We start from the raw sequence: 14,780 nt of genomic DNA, 5'->3' as shown, positions 1-14,780 counted from the left end.
CTATTTGGTCAGATGCGCCGATGCGATCGCCTGCTGGAACAGCGCGGTAAGCGCTGCGCCGATGCTGCCGCTCGAATCGACTTCGTAGTAGTAGCCCGGGCTGGCGCACGATTTCATGATGCCGCTGATCGAATCCCGCCATGGCGCGATATAGGTCGTGTACCAGCTGTTGTTGGTGATCGCGAGATAGGTGGTGTAGAGCACGGCGATCTTGATGCCACGAGCCTTCAACGCATCGCAGGTCGTCGTGTTCAGCGGTTCCTGGCAGCGGCCGCCCGAGAGAACTGTCTTGCTGCAGGTGGTCGGATAGGAATAGTCGGCGACGCCGTCGGAGACGAAGAACAGCCATTTCTGCGGCTTGGTCGACGAGCCATCGCCCTGGGTCGGGATGACGCCGTTCATCGCGGACATCGCACCGTCGAAATCGCTGCACATGTCGTTGTTATAGCCGCTGTAGGGGATCGTCATCAGGTCGAGCGAACCGACCGACGACTTCACCGAGGACATGCTCGAGGACAGGCTGGCGATGGTCGTGAGGCCGAGCGAGCCGCAGTCGCTGCCCAGGCTGTAGACCGCCATCCGGTACTGGTTGCTGACGACCTGGCTGGCGGTCGCCGTGTCCGTGAGCGACTGCGTCGCGCTTCGGACGACGTCGATGCGCATCGTCACGCCCTTCTTCTTGGCGATGGAATAATAGCTGTTGGTCTGCAGCGTCTTCTTCGAGCTCGACGTATAGGTGTCGTGGCAGGCGAAGGCGCACTTGTCGGACGTCGCATTCTGCAGCGTCGTCATGTCGGCCGTGGTTGCGCCGAGGCCCTGCGATGGCGAGTTGTCGAGCAGAACGTAAAAGTCCATATAGGTCGGGAACGAGGCCGAAGCCGACGACGAGGCCGAGACCGTCATGGTCGGGTAGCCGAACATGTGCATGAAGGCCGTCTTGACCACCACGGTGGCGCTGCCGGTCACGGTCCGCGCGGTGACGCTATCGCTGATATCGATGTTCAGCGAGTCCGCCGCCAGATTGTGCGCCGCCATCTGGCCGTTGAACATGTTGGTCGCCGCCGTCTTGGCGTCCGACGCGGCGCCGCGCATGGCGGTGTAGCCGGTCGCAGCCAGCATCGCGGCGTCGATCGAAGCCGACAGCTTCGCCTTGGCGCGCACGGCCATCGAATAGTCGATCGCCGAGCCGACGAAGGCGAGGATCGGGAGCAAAGCAAGCGCGAAGATGATCGCGATGTTGCCGCTCTGGTCGCGACGGAAACGCGACAATAGCCTGAGGTATCTATTTCCGGCCAACACGGCCACACTCCAACGAACACGGTGATGTTGCCGGGAATGTTGCGGATCAAGCGTTGCATTGGAATTGATGGAATTGCCGAGAATTGGTTACGTTGCGTTTCCGATTGTCGTAAGCGGCCTTCCGGCGGTGTCGATGCACCACTCAGAGTGACATGACTGCCATGCGGACAGTGTTTTTGGCGGGCCCAACACGGAATGCCGGGCGGGTCTCATCCGCCCGCCGCCCCCTGATCTGCGCGGTACCCCTCCTCTGGTACCCCGATTGCAAAGCGGCGGCGCCGATTGCATAGTCCGCGCGGTTTGCAGCGCCGGGGCGCGCTGATTCTCTGGGGGAGTTGGGGACGACGATGGCGGATGCCGATCTTGATGCCGTGATCCGGCAACTGGCCAAGCAGCAGAACAAGGCCATTCTGGCGGCGGCGAAGAAGCGCAAGGACCGCTTCAACGGCATGGCCGTCAAAGCCAAGGACAAGGACGCCAAGGAGCGCTTCAAGCTGCTCGCCCGCGAGGCGGTCGAGCAGGCCAATGCCGCCGCCCGACGGCTCCTGATCTCCGCCGACAACGTCGCCGACAGCTACGCCCGCGCGATGCGCCAGGCCGCCGCCGCGGAGCTGCCCAGGAAGGCGGAGTCCAAGCCTCCGGAGAAAAAGGCCGACGCCGCGGCAGCCAAGCCGCAAGCTGGCAAGGCGGCCAGGAAGGCTCCTGCGAGGGCCACGGCGAAGAAGGCCGCCAAGAAGGCCTGAGCCGGGCTCCGAGCGGACGCCTCGCCACCTCCGAAAATTGCGCCTTCGATAGCAACCATCGCCGCGCCCTTCGACTTGCCTCCGCAACATTCTGCCCGGAGGACTGTATGAAGGCGCTGGTTTGGCATGGCAAAGAGGACATTCGCTGCGACACGGTGAGCGATCCCGAGATCGAGCATGACAGGGACGCCATCATCAAGGTGACGAGCTGCGCGATCTGCGGCTCCGACCTGCATCTGTTCCACAACTACATCCCGGCGATGATGCCCGGCGACATCATGGGCCACGAGACCATGGGCGAGGTCGTCGAGGTCGGTTCCGGCGTCAACGGCAAGCTCAAGAAGGGCGACCGCATCGTCGTGCCCTTCACCATCATCTGCGGCGAATGCGAGCAGTGCCGACGCGGCAATTTCTCGGTCTGTGAGACCACCAACCGCAACAAGCATCTTGCCGAGAAGGTGTTCGGACACACCACCGCAGGCCTGTTCGGCTACACGCATCTCACCGGCGGCTATCCGGGCGGCCAGGCCGAGTATCTGCGCGTGCCGTTCGCCGACGCCACGCATATCAAGGTTCCGGACAGCATGACGGACGAGCAGGCGCTGTTTCTCAGCGACATCTTCCCGACCGGATGGCAGGCGGCCGCGCAATGCGACATCGAGCCGGACGATACGGTCGCTGTGTGGGGTTGCGGCCCGGTGGGACAGATGGCGATCCGCAGCGCCATCCTGCTCGGCGCCGCCAAGGTGATTGCGATCGACCGCATTCCGGAGCGGCTGGCGATGGCCGAAGCCAGCGGCGCCATCCCCATCAATTTCGACAAGGAGAGCGTGGTCGGACGGCTGAACGAGCTGACCGACAACAAGGGCCCGGAGAAGTGCATCGATTGCGTCGGCTTCGAGAGCCATGTCACCCTGGCGCAGCCCGATAGCGTAATCGATCGCGCCAAGCAGATGTTCATGCTCGAGAACGACCGGCCGCACGTGCTGCGCGAGATCATCTATGTCTGCCGTCCCGGCGGCATCGTCTCGATCCCCGGAGTCTATAGCGGACTGTCCGACATGGTGCCGATGGGGGCGCTGATGAACAAGGGCCTGACGATCCGCACCGGCCAGACCCACGTCAACCGCTGGACGGAGGACCTCGTGCAGCGCATCGAGGATGGCCAGATCGATCCGTCCTTCGTCATCACCCACACCGTGCCGCTCGCGCAGGGACCTGAGATGTACCGCGCCTTCCGCGACAAGCAGGACAGCTGCGTCAAGGTCGTGCTGAAGCCATAAGGGATCGCATCGCATGTTTCATGTCTCGAATCTCGTGAGGTCGAAAGGCGACCCCAAGATCATCTCGACCGGCCCGAGCTCGCTGACGCCGGCCGATCGTCTGGCCCGCGGGCTCGGCTGGTTCAGCATCGTGCTCGGCACGCTGGAGCTGCTGGCGCCGCACCGCGTCACCCATGCGCTCGGCATGGAGGGCCGCGAGGGACTGGTGCGCGCCTATGGCGTGCGCGAGCTGTTCGCCGGCGTGCTCACGCTCTCGGTGGAGAAGCGGGCCGGCCTGCTGAGCCGCGTCGCCGGCGATGGGCTCGACATGATGACGCTGGCCGTTGAGCTCAGGCCGAGCAATCCGCGCGTGGGCAGCGTGCTGGCAGCGCTGGTCATGGTCGGAGGCATCACGGCGCTGGACTACATGTGCGCCCAGGACGTCAAGAGCCAGCACGATCCGCGACGCGGCCGCAAGCGCCTCTATAGCGACCGCAGCGGCTTCCCCAAGGGCATCGCCGCCGCAAAAGGCGCGGCGTTGCCGCGGCCGGCGCGCAGCACCGCCGCGACCTAGCCGGTCTGTGGAACAACGTCCTGAAGCTACGGCTTCAGGACGACAGAGAACCGGCGAAAGCCCGCGATCTTCGGAAACGCCTCCGCGGCCTCCGGCGAGACCAGGGCCACCACGGCTGCGCTCACCTCGCCATTGTTCAGCCGGGTGATCGCGGTGGCCTGTCCTTCCAGCAGCAGCACCTCCGTCGCACCGGCCGCATTCATGGCCGCGGTGATCTTCGCGTTGGACTTGGCATAGCGCTCGTCGATCGCGATCACCTTGCCGCTGAGATCGCCCACTCCGCGCACGGTGGGACGCGCCAGCAGCACCGCGACGAGATGACTGTCGGCGGGCCCCTCTGGGACACGCAGCGCGGTCATCCGCTCGGCCAGTTCGGCCGCCACCGTCACCGCAGCCACCATGACGTCGTTTTGGACCTTGGCCGGATTCGGCGTGTCCGTCGTGGCGGAGGGGGTCTTGATCACCGGCGCGGGCGCGCCGTCGGCCGGCGCGACCGGATCGGGCCGCGGCGTTTGCGCCGGCGCCGCGAGCGGCTTTTCGATCGGTTTATCAATCGCCTTTTCAATCGGCTTTTCAGTCGTCTTGGCGGTGACGATTTGCGGCTTGCCCCGGCGCTTTGCGGCGTGGGCGTGCTTGCGCTGCAGGGCCGCGCGGCGCGCGACCGCGGCTGCAGGCTTACGGATCGTCTTGGCAGGCTCCAATGATTGCGGCGGCTGGTCGGCGACGGGACCGTCCACGCAGGGCCTTCCGCTCAGATCAACGCAAGGCGAGGCCACCTGCGGCGTCACCTGGTGGCTGCAGCCGGCCAGGGCCAAGGTTGAAACGACGGCCAACGCGCCGAGACAAAGCGCTCTCACTTTTCCGCTCCTGACGACTCTCCTGCGCACGGGACGCGCCTCTGCTTTGGCCTGCTATTTCAAGGGCCATCCGTTAAACTCAGGCTTAAGCGCCGGTCCCGGCACGCGGACTCAGTGAGGCGTGGTTAATGTCGCGCGCACAAGGCGGCGGCATTGGCCGGCCTCGACCGCGAGAACCCGGCATTCCCTCAGCGGATATCAAATAGGCTTCACGCCGCCGCGGGGGGCGTGCACGAATTCCGTTGATCGGATCACCGCACGCCGCCATGTTGCGGCAGGTTCGTCGCGACGCCCCGCGTTCCCTGCGCCCGCCGCGGCGGAACGAAGCGCCGCCGCAGATGTTTCTCGAACTTGCGAAGGATGCTCCATGGCCAAGACAGACCCCGCAGCCGGCAAGCCGATCGCCAATGCCGCGCTCGCCAACATTCCGCGGCTGATCACGGCCTATTATGCGCTGAAGCCCGACCCGCACCAGCCGACCCAGCGCGTGGCGTTCGGCACGTCGGGCCATCGCGGCTCGTCGTTGAAGACCGGCTTCAACGAGAACCACATTCTCGCCACCAGCCAGGCGCTCTGCGACTACCGGCGCCAGCAGGGCCTCGACGGCCCCCTCTTCGTCGGCATCGACACCCACGCGCTGGCCGAGCCGGCGCTCGCCAGCGCGCTCGAAGTGTTCGGCGCCAATGGCGTCGAGGTGATGGTCGACAAGGACGGTGGCTACACGCCGACACCGGTGATCTCGCACGCCATCATCTCCTACAACAAGGGCCGCACGGCGCATCTCGCCGACGGCGTCGTCATCACGCCGTCGCACAATCCGCCGGAGGATGGCGGCTACAAATACAATCCGCCGCATGGCGGTCCCGCCGACACCGACGCGACCGCCGAGATCGAGCGGCAGGCCAATGTCTATCTCGCCAACGACCTCGATGGCGTGTCGCGCATCAGCTACAGCCATGCCAAGCAGCGCGACTCGGTGCACGCTTACGACTACATCACGCCCTACGTCGCCGAGCTCGCCAACACCGTCGATCTCGACGCCGTCAAGGCGGCCGGCATCAAGATCGGCATCGATCCGCTCGGCGGCGCCGCGATCGCCTATTGGGCGCCGATCATCGAGCGCTACGGCCTCAATGCCACCATCGTGAACGAGCTCGTCGATCCGACCTTCCGCTTCATGACGGCCGATTGGGACGGCAAGATCCGGATGGACTGCTCATCGCCCTACGCGATGGCGAGCCTGATCGGCATGCGCGAGCGCTTCGATGTCGCGTTTGCCAACGACACCGACGCCGACCGCCATGGCATCGTCACGCGTTCGGGCGGGCTGATGAATCCCAACCACTATCTGGCGACGGCCATCTCCTATCTGTTCGCGCACCGGCCCGATTGGCGCGCCGATGCCGCCATCGGCAAGACCATCGTATCGAGCTCGATGATCGATCGCGTCGCGCGCAAGCTCGGCCGCAAGCTCGTCGAAACCCCCGTCGGCTTCAAATGGTTCGTCGAAGGCCTCGGCTCCGGCAGCTTCGGCTTCGCCGGCGAGGAGAGCGCAGGCGCGTCGTTCCTGAAGCGCGACGGCACGGTGTGGACCACCGACAAGGACGGCCTGATCCTCGGACTGCTCGCGGCCGAGATCATGGCCAAGCGCGGCCGCGACCCGAGCGAGCTCTACAAGGAGCTGACGGCAGAGCTCGGCGCGCCGGTCTATGAGCGCATCGACGTACCGGCGAGCCCGTCGGCAAAGGCGGCGCTGAAGGCCCTGACGCCGGAAATGCTGAACCTGAAGGAGCTCGCCGGCGATCCCGTCCGCATGGTGCATACGAAGGCTCCGGGCAACGGCCAGTCGTTCGGCGGCATCAAGGTCGAGACCGACTACGGCTGGTTCGCGGCGCGCCCCTCCGGCACCGAGGACGTCAACAAGCTCTATGCCGAGAGCTTTCGCGACGCCGAGCATCTCAAGCGGATCCAGAGCGAGGCCCAGGCGGCGCTGGCGAAGGTGGGGTGAAAGGGCGAGTAGCGAATAGGGTTCTTGCCGTTCCCCATTCGCCATTCGCTATTCGCCCCTGCCCCCTTCCCTCCCGCCCCCCGCATCGGATATCGATGGCTGGACAACGACCTGACAGCCATCGGTGAGACCGGATGCGAAGCTCTTCGACTGCCTTGCGCGTCATCTTCAGCGCGCTCGCGACCTCGTTCATGCTGGTTGTCAGCGCCGCGGCGCAAATGGCGCCGGAAGCGGCCGCGCCGCGTTCGAGGCCGGCGCCTTCCTTGCGCGCCGCGGCCTGCCATAACGGCCAGAGCTTCGACCGGTTTCTCGCCGAGCTGAAGCAGCGTGCCATTGCCGACGGCGTGTCGCAGAGCGCGATCGCGGCCGCCTCGCCATACCTCACCTACAACCAGGGCATCGTCAACCGCGACCGCGGCCAGCGGGTGTTCGGCCAACTGTTCACCGAGTTCGCCGGCCGCATGGCCGCAAGCTACCGGATGCAGAACGGCCAGCAGCACATCCGAATGCATGCGGCGGCGTTCACGCGCGCCGAGAAGGAGTATGGCGTGCCCCCGGCGGTCATCGCCGCGTTCTGGGGCCTGGAGAGCGATTTCGGCGCCAACATGGGCAACCTGCCGGTGCTGCCCTCGCTGGTGTCGCTGGCCTACGACTGCCGCCGCAGCGAGCGCTTCCAGAACGAGACCATCGCCGCGTTGAAGGTCATCGACCGCGGCGACCTCGCGCCGTCCGAGATGATCGGCTCCTGGGCCGGCGAGCTCGGCCAGACTCAGTTCCTGCCGACCCACTACGTCACCTATGCCGTCGATTATGACGGCGACGGCCGTCGCGATCTGCTGCGCAGCGCGCCCGACGTGATCGGCTCGACGGCGAACTATATCGCGACCGGGCTGAAATGGCGCCGCGGCGACCCCTGGCTGGAGGAGATCCGCGTGCCCCAGACCTTCCCCTGGGAGCAGGCCGATCTCACCGTCAAGGCGCCGCGCAGCAAATGGGCCGGCCTCGGCGTGACCTATGCCGACGGCCGGTCGCTGCCGAACGATCCGCTCGAAGCCTCCGTGCTGCTGCCGATGGGCCGCAACGGCCCGGCGTTCCTGGCATACGCCAATTTCGCGGCCTATACCGAATGGAACAACTCGCTGATCTATTCGACCACCGCGGCCTATCTCGCCACCCGCATCGCCGGCGCGGCGCCGATGCGCAAAGCCAGCGGCCCGGTCGCACAACTGCCGTTCAACGAGATCAAGGAGCTGCAGCAGCTCCTGGTGAAGGCCGGTTTCGACGTCGGCAAGGTCGACGGCGTGCTCGGCCAGCAGAGCCGTATCGCGGTCAAGACCATGCAGCTGAGGCTGGGACTGCCCGCCGATTCCTGGCCGACGGCCGATCTGCTCGCCCGCATGCGTGGGGCGCCGCGGGCGCAGGCGGCGCCGGCTTCAGCAACAGCGGCGCGCTAGGTGAGCCGACATCATCGCGCGACGCTCCTCGTCTCTCAATTGCTGATGACCTATTGTCCGACTTCATGCGACCGTGTCGTCCGCTCTTGGCTATTCCAATTTATCACCTTGGAATTGGACCGCCAGACGATCGCTCAGGACAAAAGCGCGAGCAGACGGACAGTTGAAGCCCAATTTGGCTTGTAGCGCCGATCTTCATCCTGACCATGTTCGGCCACGCAGGCTCGTCGTTCTCCACGACCTCGATCCGGCATTTCGTCCACGGCTTGGCGAAATCCTCTAGGGAACGCGTCCACAATCGCCGTGACCTCAGCGTGAACGACTGGAATGCACGGCGACCGCAAAACCAGAAAGATGCAGTTGCATTCTCTTGGACGCAGCCCCATCTCCGAGGGCGCGCGCTTTCGTCGCGACGTCTCCTGCCAAAAGAGAGCATCATGTCCTTTTACGATTCGACCGTGCCGGCCTACCTCCAGATCCTCGGCAGCCTGTCCGGCCTGCTCAGCAAGGCCGAGGCCCATTGCGAAGCCAAAAAGATCGCCCCCGAGGTCCTGCTCGGCGCGCGCCTGTATCCGGACATGCTGCCGCTCTCCAAACAGATCCAGCTCGCCTGCGACTTCGCCGCCAAAGGCTGCGCCCGGCTTTCCCACAGCGAGGTGCCCAGCACACCCGACACCGAGACGACACTCGCCGAGCTTCGCCAGCGGCTTGCCAGAACCATCGATTACCTGAAGACGTTCCAGCCGGCGCAGTTCGAGGGCGCCGATAGCCGCGACGTGACCTTTCCAAGCGGGCCCAACACCACGCTGACCCTGAAGGGGCAGGACTTCGTTAACCGCGTCTCGTTTCCGAACTTCTATTTCCACGCCGCGATCGCGCACGGCATCCTCCGCCACAACGGCGTCGAAATCGGCAAGCGGGACTTCCTCGGGGTTGCCTGACCCCCTTTTGTTTTCTGCAGCAGGCTACCCAACGAACGGCTTGTTGCGGCGGCCCCGATCGCGCAGCTCGTTTGCGTCGGACGGATACCTCCTGGCATTGCGCTGTTCGCGGCAATGCACAGTTGACCACAACCCCCTCCTCTCTCCTGGAAAGACCCGATGAGTGCATCCAAACTGTTCGAGCCGCATAAGCTCGGTCCGATCACCCTGGCCAATCGCGTCGTGATGGCGCCGCTGACCCGCAACCGCGCCGTGGACGGACTCGCGCCGGGCCCGCTGACGGCCGAATATTACAGCCAGCGCGCCTCCGCCGGCCTGCTGATCTCCGAGGCCAGCCAGGTCTCGCAGCAGGGCCAAGGCTACCAAGACACGCCCGGCATCTATTCCAAGGAGCAGATCGCCGGCTGGCGCAAGGTGACCGACGCGGTGCACGCCAAGGGCGGCCGCATCTTCGTCCAGCTCTGGCACGTCGGCCGCATCTCCCATGTCTCGCTGCAACCGAACGGCGGCGCCCCGGTCGCGCCCTCGGCGATTCCTGCCAAGACCAAGACCTTCGTCGGCGGCACCTTCACCGACGTCTCGACGCCGCGCGCGCTCGAGCTCAGTGAGATTCCCGGCATCGTCGCGGCGTTCAAGCAGGCCGCGCTCAATGCGATCGAGGCCGGCTTCGACGGCGTCGAGATCCACGGCGCCAACGGCTATCTGCTCGACCAGTTCGCCAAGGACGGCGCCAACAAGCGCACCGACGCCTATGGCGGGTCGATCGAGAACCGCGCAAAGCTGATGCTCGAGGTCGCCAAGGCCGTCTCGGAGGCGATCGGCGCCGACAAGACCGGCATCCGGCTGTCGCCGGTGACGCCCGCGAACGACATCTCCGATTCCAATCCGCAGGCGCTGTTCGACTACATCGTCGACCAGCTCGCTGCGCTGAAGCTCGTCTACATCCACGTCATCGAGGGTGCGACCGGCGGTCCGCGCGACGTCGCGCCGTTCGACTACGCGTCGCTGCGCAAGCGCTTCAAGGGCACCTATATCGCCAACAACGGCTACGACCTCGCGCTCGCCAACAAGCAGCTCGACGCCGGCGCCGCCGACCTGATCGCCTTCGGCCGGCCCTTCATCGCCAACCCGGATCTTGTCGAGCGCCTCAAGGCCAACGCCCCGCTCAACGAGCTCGACCGCGCCACGCTCTATGGTGGCGGCGAGAAGGGCTACACCGACTATCCAACGCTGAAAGCGGCGCAAGCGGCGGAGTAGTCGCCATCACGTAGGATGGGCAAAGCAGCCGCCCGCAGGGCGGCCGCGTGCCCACCATGCCTCCGCGAGAGCGGAGGGAGTGGTGGGCACGGCGCACGAGAGGCCGCGCCTGTCGCGGCGACACCTCGCTTCGCGCCTTTGCCCACCCTGCGCTTCTGCGGTCCGGCACATCCCCACCTATATCATGCTGCCCGGCAGGAAGCACCGCACATCGATGCGCAGGCCCGTATTCAGCTCGCGATAATACACGGGCCATACCATCGTCCGGCCGGCGCGATTGGGCTCGGTCACCACGGCCTCTTCCGGAACGACCCACCATTGGCCTTCAATGCGAACACGGTAGCGGCCATCCTTCGTGTCCCAATCCGTGTCCGAGAGCGCGGTGCCATCCGCATCCGAGCAGCACGGCCCCTTGCCCGAACGCAAACTCTCGAACCAACCCTTGAGCGGAGAATTGGCGTAACGCCCATCGAGATCGCGCGCCGCCGCATCGCCAAGCAGCAGAGAATGCGCCCCCAGACTGCCGGCGAGAAGCACGACAGAGATTGTCGCTCGTACCCAAGGAGGCACGTGGGGCCGGTGAACGGCATCCATCGATGACGTGATGATCGATACAAGGCTTGAAGATCTACGGCTCACGTGCACCACCTCGCTGCTCGATACGATGCGCAATAGCTGGTCGGGTTCTGTGGCGGAAGTTCGTAGTTGGCGGAGGCCGGCAGCAACTAATCGCGATGCTTCGCAAATTCCAGAAGCACGCAGCGATCTCGTTCACGAGGTCAGCGGGACAATTGCCCAAAATCCATCGTGAGCAGACTCATCGACGATTCATACCGGCTGCGTAAAGTGGGCAAAGCAGCCGCCCGCAGGGCGGTCGCGTGCCCACCGTGCATCCGCGCAAGCGGAAGGAATGGTGGGCACGGCGCGCGGTGGAGTTGAGCTCGTGGCATGCAGTGCCGCACGCGCGCCTTTGCCCACCCTACGGCAGCGGAGACACGTCACGCCTTTGGTCAAGCAACAACAAGGCCGGGATTGCTCCCGGCCTTCTACGTCGTGCTTCGCAGGTCCTGCCCGAGGCAGCCGCTTCAGAACTCCGCGCGCACCTTCAGCAGCGCCGACTGCTCGAGATACTGGCTGCCCACCACGGCGTTGTAGCCCAGCGAGATCGACTGACGCTCGCCGAACGCCACCAGCTTGAGCGCGGCGCCCAGCTCGGCCAGGTTGCGCTCGGGCGACGGTCCGGCGGCGAGGAAGGTCGCGCTGCCGCCGGCAAAGCTTGCGGTCACGTTCTGCGCGGTGTTGCCGAACTCGTGCCGCCACGCCGCCAGCGTCTCCAGGCCGAAGCCGTAGGTCGATGTCACCAGCAGCGGAACGGTCGAACGGAAGCCGAGGTTCGAACGCACCGAGTTGGTGGTCTGCCTGGCGATCGCGAGCGCGGCACCTGCGGTGCTGGTCTCGATATAGGCCTGCTGATCGAGACGGCCGTAGGTCACGCCGGCGAACGGCGTCAGCACGGCCTCGCCGAGCTTCACCGGGACACCGAACTCGCCACGCACCAGCGTAAGCCAGCCCTTGTGGCTGCCCGAGACGGGGTCGGTAAAGCCCGCGAAGTTGACGCGGCGTGTGGTGGTGTAGTCGACCAGCGCGATGCCTGCGGAGCCGTTGACGTACCAGGACGGCTGAACATAGGCGGCGTACGCCGTGCCCTGATAGTGCTGCATGCCGACCGCATCGCCGGCGGCGGTCCGATCGTCGATGCTGCTGGTGGCGTAGCCAAACGCAGCACCGACGCGGAACGCATTGTCGATCCGCTGATCGATGCCGGCGACGAGGCCCCCGGTGTTGCCGCTGTAGCCGGCAACACCCGCCACGTCACGCTGCGAGGCATTGGTGCCGATCAGGCTGCCCCAGACGGTGCGCTCCGGCTCGGGCGCGATGGCCGACACCAGCGGCGCCTTCACCGTCGGACGAGCCTTGGTCGGATGGAAGGCCATCAGCATCGAGGCGAGCGGATCGGCGTCGTCGGCGAACGCCGAGGCGACACGCGAATTGGGCGAGGCGGCCGCCGCCGTCAGCCGGTTGTCGATCTGGTTCTGGAACAGCGATGCGGTGCTGAGCGGCACCTGGACCTGGGCGCCGTTGACGAGCGGACGCAACTGATCGCCGGCGCCGCGCACCTCCCGGTCGGTGCTGAGGCTCTGCACCGCGCCGCCGAGCGCCTGCAGCTGCGCATTGCTGCCGTTGTAGCCAAGCAGGCCGTTGAGCGCGGCAAGGCTGCTGGGCGAGATGCCGGCAATGGTCGCGGGCGACCGCACGGACGCGTTCAGCAGCAGAGCCCCCGTCGAGGTATCGGCAGTGAAGCCGACCAGCGCGCTGGAGAAATCGACGTCGAGCGGCGTCGCCGACACCGCCGTCGCGACACGGTAGAAGTCGCCATTGCGCACGATGCCCTGAAGCGTCGGCGCAACCGTCCCCGCGCCGGCGAAGGTCACCGCGCCGGTGATGTTGCCGATCTTCGTCGACGGCGCTGCCGCGGTGCCGCCCGACCCGAAGATCGTCGTGCGCAACACCGCGCCATCGACGAGCTGCACGCCGGCCCCGCCGCTCATGGTGACCTGCGACTTCATCAGGTCGAGCATGCCGAAATTGACGATGCTGGCGAGGCTGGTCACGCCGTCGAGCGTCAGCGAATTGCTGCCGAGGCCGCTCTGCGCGACGACGTTGCCGCTGAAGCCGGTGCCCTTCAGCAGGATGGTATTGGTCGCACCATCCTGGTCGTTGATAATGATGTCGCCGCCGAGCGCGCCGGTGTTAGCCAGATTGAAGGTGCGCGCGCCGAAAAACGTCGCCGCCTGGGTGGTGCTGGCGGCGCAGAGCGGATCGGTCGTGTTCGCGCCCGCCGTCGGACAGGCATTGCCGTTGACGTCCGTGCCCGAGCCGGAGCTGCTATAGGTGCCCGCGACGGTGCCTGCGGTCGCCTTCGCAAACGAGCCGCGCGAGGCGCTCTGGTCGACCGAAATCGATCCCAAGATCGTGCCGCTGTTGGCGATGTCGTGCTCGCCCGAGCCCAGATAGAGGTTGCCCTGGATCAGGCCGGCATTGCTGATGACGCTGTCGCGCGGGCCCGAGTTCGAGCCGCTGCCGGTCAGCGGGAGGGTCGATCCCGCCGCAAGCCCCGCGGCCGTGGTCAGCGGATTGGTGTCGAGCGCCAGGATATCGCCCTTGATCACGCCGCCGGCAGTGTTGGTCAGCGTCAGCGCCTTGGTTTCGGTCACCGTCACGTTGCCGCCGGCGTCGAACTTGTAGAGCGGCGAATCCGGATTGCTGCCGGGGATCGTATCGAACTCGGCGCCGGCGAAGGCGCCGATGGCCCAGTGCCCATCATAGAAGCGGCTCGCCGCCGTCCAGCTGGTGTTGGCGATGGTGCCGGAGTTGGTGATCGTGGTGTCGGCCCGGCCGTAATAGGCGGCGGCATAGTTGCCGGTCGCCGAGATCGTGCCGCCGGCGCGGTTGTTCACCACGAAGCTGTTGGTGTTGTCGTCGGAATACAGCGCCGAGATGATGGCGAGGTTGGTGCCGTTGTAGCGGCCCGTCGCGGTCGCACCGACCGAAACGCTCAGCTTGGTGGGATCGAACGCGCCGAAGAAATTCTGGGTGGCGGCGAGCGTCCCGGTGTTGTTGACGGTGAACCTGTTGACCTGGCTGTCGGCGACGATGACGTGAAGCCGGCCAGCGCTGAGCTGGCTGGTGGTGAGGCTGAGCCAGCCGGCGTTGTTGATGACGACGTTGTTGACGGCCGGATCCTCGGCATTGGAAAAATTGGCCGCGATCATGCCGCGATCGGCCAGACCGGCCTGGGTGTTGGTGGTGAGATTGCGAACGGCCGTCGAATCCAGCGTGACAATCGTCGTCGGCGGATTGGGATTGTAGCCGGTCACCGGAAAGGCCGGGTTCGCCGGCGTATAGGAATTGCTGCCGCTCGAGGGCGTCGCCGTCGCCGCAGCGGCGTCGTACACGGTGATTGCCGTGCTGATGGTCCCGCTGCAGGCGACGGTGACGCCTGGCGTCGTACATTCGGCCCTTGCCTCGCCGGCAACCATCCACGTCGACAACAACACAAAACTTGCGGCAGCCGCCTCGCTGCGCTTTCTGTTCTTTGACTTCACCTGACGCCCCACGGTACGCAATACACGGCTTCTTGTTGATGACCGATTGCATCGAAACGTGGGCAGGAGCCAGCAAGGCGAAAGTTTCTAGGAGCGCCCAGGACATTTTCAAACTAACAACTGAATTAGTCCCATAACTCCCGGACTAATTATCATCATCCGCTTCATTTGAAACACCACTCTTCCGCCAGATCTGAAATTTTAACGACAAGGACGGCG

General features: G+C 65.6%; 12 protein-coding genes. 8 read left to right on the top strand and 4 right to left on the bottom strand.

Annotated elements, in window-relative coordinates:
• A complete protein-coding gene (locus QX135_RS06135; protein WP_315738376.1) occupies positions 1-1,299 on the bottom strand; it encodes a TadE/TadG family type IV pilus assembly protein in 1,299 nt (432 codons plus the stop codon).
• Between the two features lie 347 nt (positions 1,300-1,646).
• On the opposite strand from QX135_RS06135, the gene QX135_RS06130 reads away from it, so the two are divergent.
• The 3 genes from QX135_RS06130 (at position 1,647) to QX135_RS06120 (ending at position 3,878) form a co-directional block, all read left to right on the top strand.
• Positions 1,647-2,042 (top strand): hypothetical protein, encoded by a 396-nt coding sequence (locus QX135_RS06130; RefSeq protein ID WP_315796824.1) that lies wholly within the window; start codon positions 1,647-1,649, stop codon positions 2,040-2,042.
• 107 nt (positions 2,043-2,149) lie between these two features.
• Complete coding sequence (locus tag QX135_RS06125; protein ID WP_316176865.1) at positions 2,150-3,325, top strand: zinc-dependent alcohol dehydrogenase; 1,176 nt, start codon at positions 2,150-2,152, stop codon at positions 3,323-3,325.
• A 13-nt stretch (positions 3,326-3,338) separates the two neighbouring features.
• Positions 3,339-3,878, top strand: coding sequence for a hypothetical protein (locus QX135_RS06120; RefSeq protein ID WP_316176866.1), 540 nt, complete (start codon positions 3,339-3,341; stop codon positions 3,876-3,878).
• Positions 3,879-3,904: 26 nt separating this feature from the next.
• Here QX135_RS06120 and QX135_RS06115 read toward each other — a convergent pair whose 3' ends face one another.
• A complete protein-coding gene (locus tag QX135_RS06115; RefSeq protein WP_316233998.1) occupies positions 3,905-4,615 on the bottom strand; it encodes a hypothetical protein in 711 nt (236 codons plus the stop codon).
• Positions 4,616-5,102: 487 nt separating this feature from the next.
• Between QX135_RS06115 and pgm the strand changes: the two genes are divergently transcribed.
• The 4 genes from pgm to QX135_RS06095 all read left to right on the top strand — a co-directional run bounded on the left by pgm (position 5,103) and on the right by QX135_RS06095 (position 10,395).
• Positions 5,103-6,743 (top strand): phosphoglucomutase (alpha-D-glucose-1,6-bisphosphate-dependent), encoded by a 1,641-nt coding sequence (gene pgm, locus QX135_RS06110; protein ID WP_316176868.1) that lies wholly within the window; start codon positions 5,103-5,105, stop codon positions 6,741-6,743.
• Between the two features lie 218 nt (positions 6,744-6,961).
• Entirely contained in the window at positions 6,962-8,197 is a 1,236-nt protein-coding gene (locus QX135_RS06105) for a lytic murein transglycosylase (RefSeq protein WP_316177276.1), read from the top strand.
• Positions 8,198-8,634: 437 nt separating this feature from the next.
• Positions 8,635-9,138, top strand: a complete 504-nt coding sequence (locus tag QX135_RS06100) for a DUF1993 domain-containing protein (protein ID WP_315796921.1) — start codon at positions 8,635-8,637, stop codon at positions 9,136-9,138.
• Positions 9,139-9,297: 159 nt separating this feature from the next.
• On the top strand, positions 9,298-10,395 hold the full coding sequence (locus QX135_RS06095) for an alkene reductase (RefSeq protein ID WP_315738382.1): 1,098 nt from the start codon (positions 9,298-9,300) through the stop codon (positions 10,393-10,395).
• A 177-nt stretch (positions 10,396-10,572) separates the two neighbouring features.
• On the opposite strand, the gene QX135_RS06090 is transcribed toward QX135_RS06095, so the two are convergent.
• Complete coding sequence (locus tag QX135_RS06090; RefSeq protein WP_315757107.1) at positions 10,573-10,989, bottom strand: hypothetical protein; 417 nt, start codon at positions 10,987-10,989, stop codon at positions 10,573-10,575.
• Between the two features lie 491 nt (positions 10,990-11,480).
• On the bottom strand, positions 11,481-14,411 hold the full coding sequence (locus QX135_RS06085) for an autotransporter domain-containing protein (protein ID WP_316176869.1): 2,931 nt from the start codon (positions 14,409-14,411) through the stop codon (positions 11,481-11,483).
• 1 nt (position 14,412) lies between these two features.
• On the opposite strand from QX135_RS06085, the gene QX135_RS06080 reads away from it, so the two are divergent.
• Positions 14,413-14,565, top strand: coding sequence for a hypothetical protein (locus tag QX135_RS06080; protein ID WP_315738385.1), 153 nt, complete (start codon positions 14,413-14,415; stop codon positions 14,563-14,565).
• The last annotated feature ends 215 nt before the right edge of the window (positions 14,566-14,780 follow it).

The sequence above is a fragment of the Bradyrhizobium sp. SZCCHNR1098 genome (assembly GCF_032489375.1).
GTDB lineage: Bacteria > Pseudomonadota > Alphaproteobacteria > Rhizobiales > Xanthobacteraceae > Bradyrhizobium.
The sequence above is the reverse complement of the archived record's forward strand: the minus strand, read 5'-3'. Positions and strand labels throughout refer to the sequence as shown.